The organism is Mesorhizobium sp. M4A.F.Ca.ET.020.02.1.1, assembly GCF_004022645.1.
Taxonomy (GTDB): Bacteria; Pseudomonadota; Alphaproteobacteria; order Rhizobiales; family Rhizobiaceae; genus Mesorhizobium.
Genome location: NZ_RZOI01000626.1, coordinates 1 through 3,611, shown reverse-complemented (window position 1 = coordinate 3,611; position 3,611 = coordinate 1). Strand labels below are relative to the sequence as shown.

At 64.5% G+C, this 3,611-nt stretch carries 4 protein-coding genes; 1 reads left to right on the top strand and 3 read right to left on the bottom strand.

Annotated elements, in window-relative coordinates; genetic code table 11:
- Nucleotides 1–173: 173 nt before the first annotated feature.
- Nucleotides 174–1,598 (bottom strand): cytochrome P450, encoded by a 1,425-nt coding sequence (locus EN742_RS28115; protein ID WP_127405702.1) that lies wholly within the window; start codon nucleotides 1,596–1,598, stop codon nucleotides 174–176.
- A 176-nt stretch (nucleotides 1,599–1,774) separates the two neighbouring features.
- Nucleotides 1,775–2,710, bottom strand: coding sequence for a DMT family transporter (locus EN742_RS28110; protein ID WP_128333528.1), 936 nt, complete (start codon nucleotides 2,708–2,710; stop codon nucleotides 1,775–1,777).
- A gap of 89 nt (nucleotides 2,711–2,799) precedes the next feature.
- Between EN742_RS28110 and EN742_RS28105 the strand changes: the two genes are divergently transcribed.
- Complete coding sequence (locus EN742_RS28105) at nucleotides 2,800–3,282, top strand: Lrp/AsnC family transcriptional regulator (protein WP_127405703.1); 483 nt, start codon at nucleotides 2,800–2,802, stop codon at nucleotides 3,280–3,282.
- Nucleotide 3,283: 1 nt separating this feature from the next.
- Here EN742_RS28105 and EN742_RS28100 read toward each other — a convergent pair whose 3' ends face one another.
- Entirely contained in the window at nucleotides 3,284–3,481 is a 198-nt protein-coding gene (locus EN742_RS28100; RefSeq protein ID WP_126053941.1) for a hypothetical protein, read from the bottom strand.
- Between the last annotated feature and the right edge of the window lie 130 nt (nucleotides 3,482–3,611).

Sequence of the window (3,611 nt, the reverse complement as noted above, 5' to 3'; positions counted from 1 at the left end):
CCAGCAGCGTGTCGACAAGCGCCTCGCTGGCTTCGCGCTGCGACGCGGCGCCCGTCGCCCAATAGCCGAAATTGTAGAAGCCGCTGCCGCCATAGTAGCGGCGCTGCTTGCTGCTTTTCATGACCCGGTCGTAGATGCGGACCATGGTCTGCTGTGCGCTCATGGGAGGCCTTTCATGCTGTCGCGGGAAGCGAGACGAGTTCGCGGAAGCGCCCGTGCGCCGGGCTCGAGAGCGCCGGTCCGCCGCGTTCGCGCATGATGACCTGGACATTGCCGATCGGCGCCAACGTAACTCGCGTGCGATAGGAAATGCGCGCTCCCGGCGCCAGTTCCACGGAACGCTTCGAGAGGATGGTCGCCAGCGCAATCTTCATCATCTGCAGGCCGAAGGTAACGCCGGGGCACATATGGCTGCCAGCGCCGAACACGGTGTACTGAAATGGCGATGGCTTGATCGAAGCCCAGCGCTCCGGCTGAAAACTGTCGGGATTCGGATAAAGCGAAGGATCGCGGTTGATTGTGAGCGCGCTGATCAGCACCCCTTCATGCCTGGCGATGGGTTCGTCGCCAAGCCTCGTTGCCCGCGTTGCCTTGCGCATCATCAGCGGCACCGGCGGAAAAAGCCGCATCGCTTCCTTGATGGTGGCGTCAAGCAGCGGCAAGGATCCGATCCGGTCCATCGTCGCCGGCTTTCCGTCGAGCGCGGCGTCGATCTCGGCGGCAAGGCCCGCCATTGCGTCCGGATGCTGGTTGAGCAGGATTAGCGTCCAGGCGAGCGCATTCTGGCAAGTGTCATAGGCCGCGCCGAAGACGAAGCTGATAATGCCGCCGATCAGCTCGACCGAAGGCGGTCGCCCGGCCTCGTCGGTGTTGTTGACGAGGATGGACAGGATGTCCTGGGCATCGGTGTTGCCACGTTTTTCTTCCGCCCAGGCGAGGATGGCGCGTTCCTGTACCTCGGCTTCCCGTATCCAGCTGAAGAAGGCCGGTCCCGGAACGATCCAACTCGCCCGTATCTGCCGCGCGATCATCTCGGCGATCGGCATGGCGCGCGCCCGGTCGTCGCCGAACAGCAGGCCGATCGCCAGGTGTTTGGCCATCGTCTTGGCGGCATCGGTCAGTGAGAAGGGTTTGCCGATTGGCCAGGACGAAACCTGGTCAGCGGCGATGCGTGCCATCTCCGGGCTCATTGTCATGATCGCCGGACGCTTAAGCGGTGGCGCGAACAGTCTGCGGTAGTGCTCGTGGCGTTCGCCGCGCAGTCGCGTCATGCCATAGGAGAGCCGGTGCGAAGCGTGCCCCCGCTTGCCGCGCCCGTTTATCTGGATGTTGCGCCAGGTCTCGGTGTCGGAAAGCATTGCGCGATAGAGCGCGGCATCGGCGATCATGAAGACGCGGCGCGGCTGTGCCGAGGTCGAATGCGGGTATTCGGCTTGAATGAAGGGGCCAAAAGCGCGATGCGCGTTGCGTGCCGCCGTCAGCGGCTCAGCCGCGAAATGGACCATCAGGCCGAGCGAGCGCCATTTCCCCAACCTGTTTGCCAGCATGCCCCACCCAAGCCTGACGCTGCCGCAAACCACGGCTGTCTCCACCGGCATGCTACAGCATGCATCACGAAAAACGGAATCGATTCTTGGATTGCTTTGTGCGTAATTTCTATAGGCCTATTCAAAAGCTTATGGTCCATTTCGCATCCGGGGGACCATGTTTGTCGCGAGCAGGTCGCGTCCGCCGGCCGACGCCGTAGGTCGCCGCTTCACTCACCTCTGGTGGATCATTCCGGCGCCGGCTTGTGCGAGGCGACGCCGGCCACCACCAGGGCGATGCCGAGGCAATCGCCAGGGCTCGGAACCTGCCGCAGCACGATGATGCCGATCAGCGTCGCGGTGAGCGGCAAAAGCGACAGCATCAGCGCGAAGCTCGCGCGCGGCAGCCGCGCCATGGCAAGCTGGTCGCATATGTAGGGGATGACCGAGGAGCAGATGCCGACGCCGATCGCGGCGATGAGCAGCGACGGCGCCCAGAAGGCCGGCGTCGCCTGGGTGAAGCCGACGGGCAGCACGACGAGGAAAGCGATCGCCATGGCAGCGCCGAGGCCGGCAATGCCGGCGTCCGCGCCGGACGCCGCAACGCGGTGGCCGAGCACGATGTAGCCGACGAACAGGGCGCCGTTGAGGAAGGCCCAGAACAGGCCGACCGGGTCGCTCGACCATTTGACGTCGATCAACAGCAAGGTGCCGGTCACCGCGATGGCGAGCGCCGCGAGGTTGCGCGGGCTGCGCAGGCCGACGAGCGCGACGCCGATGGTGCCGACAAACTCGATCGCCGCGACCAGCGAGATCGGCAGGCGGTCGAGCGCGAGATAGAAGGAACAGTTCATCACCGCCAGGCAGGCGCCGAAGGCGCCGAGCAACAGCCGGGTCGGCCGGTCGGCGCGGGCGAAGACCCTCCATGGCCGGGTCAGCGGCGCGAAGACGAGGGCGGCGGTGGCGATGCGCAGCCAGGCCATGCCGAGCACGCCGACCTGGGCGAAAAGCAGCACCGCGAAGGCCGGCCCGAGATAGTGGAACACGGCGCTGACGCCGAACCACAGATGTGGTGGCAGGGCGGTCGCCAGGGTAGAGAAGGCAGGACCGGCAACCCCCTGGCCGGCCCTGTTCAGCGTGTCGAGGGCCGGGCTTGCCGCCGCGACTTGCGCTTGATCTTTCATACGGACACTATCGCAGGCAGATCGGGCGGTTTATATGGATGACCGCTGGGTCATGCGACCGAGTTGTTCCGAAAGAAAGGCAAATTTCCTTGAAACGCCTTCGAAACGAAAACGCGGACCTCGATGCCGCCGACCTGAAGCTCCTGCGCCTGCTGGAAAAGGATGCGCGCACCAGCACGGCCGAACTGGCGCGCGCCGTCGGCCTGTCGGCGCCGAGCGTGGCGGAGCGGATCAGAAAGCTGCAGGAGAACGGCGTGATCGAGGCCTACACGGTCAGGATCAATCCGGCCGCGCTCGGCATGAAACTGTCGGCATGGCTGCGCATCAGGCCGGTGCCGGGTCAGCTTGCCGTCGTCGCCGACATCATCCGCGAGCTGCCGGAAATCGCGCAGTGCGACCGGGTGACCGGCGAGGACTGCTTCATCGCGCTGGCGCATGTCGGCTCGGTGGCAGAGCTCGAACGGGTGATCGACAGGATCATCCCTTATGCGATGACCAACACGGCGATCATCCAGTCGTCGCCGGTGGCGCCGCGCTCGCCGCTCGAGGCCGCGACCGGGGATCGGCAATAAGTCAGAAATGCCCGCGCTTCAGGCGCGCCTGCTTTAGGATGGCGCGCCAGCGGATCATGTCGAAGGGGATCGGCTCGTTGTTGTTGGCAATGTGGAAGATCTCGTTGTTGACGTTCTTGAGCGAGCGCCAGAAATCATAGTCGGTTATGCGCGGATCGGCCGCCAGCCGTTCCACCTCGACCTTGATGTCGGTTTTCATGCACGTTCCTCGAACCGCCTCTGCCCGCCGCCCCGCATCGCCAACCCGATACGGTGGTTTTCAAACGCTCCGCTGAGTCGTTCAACGACTCAATCGGCTTGTTCACGTTAAAACCTTGGTAAGGTTAACG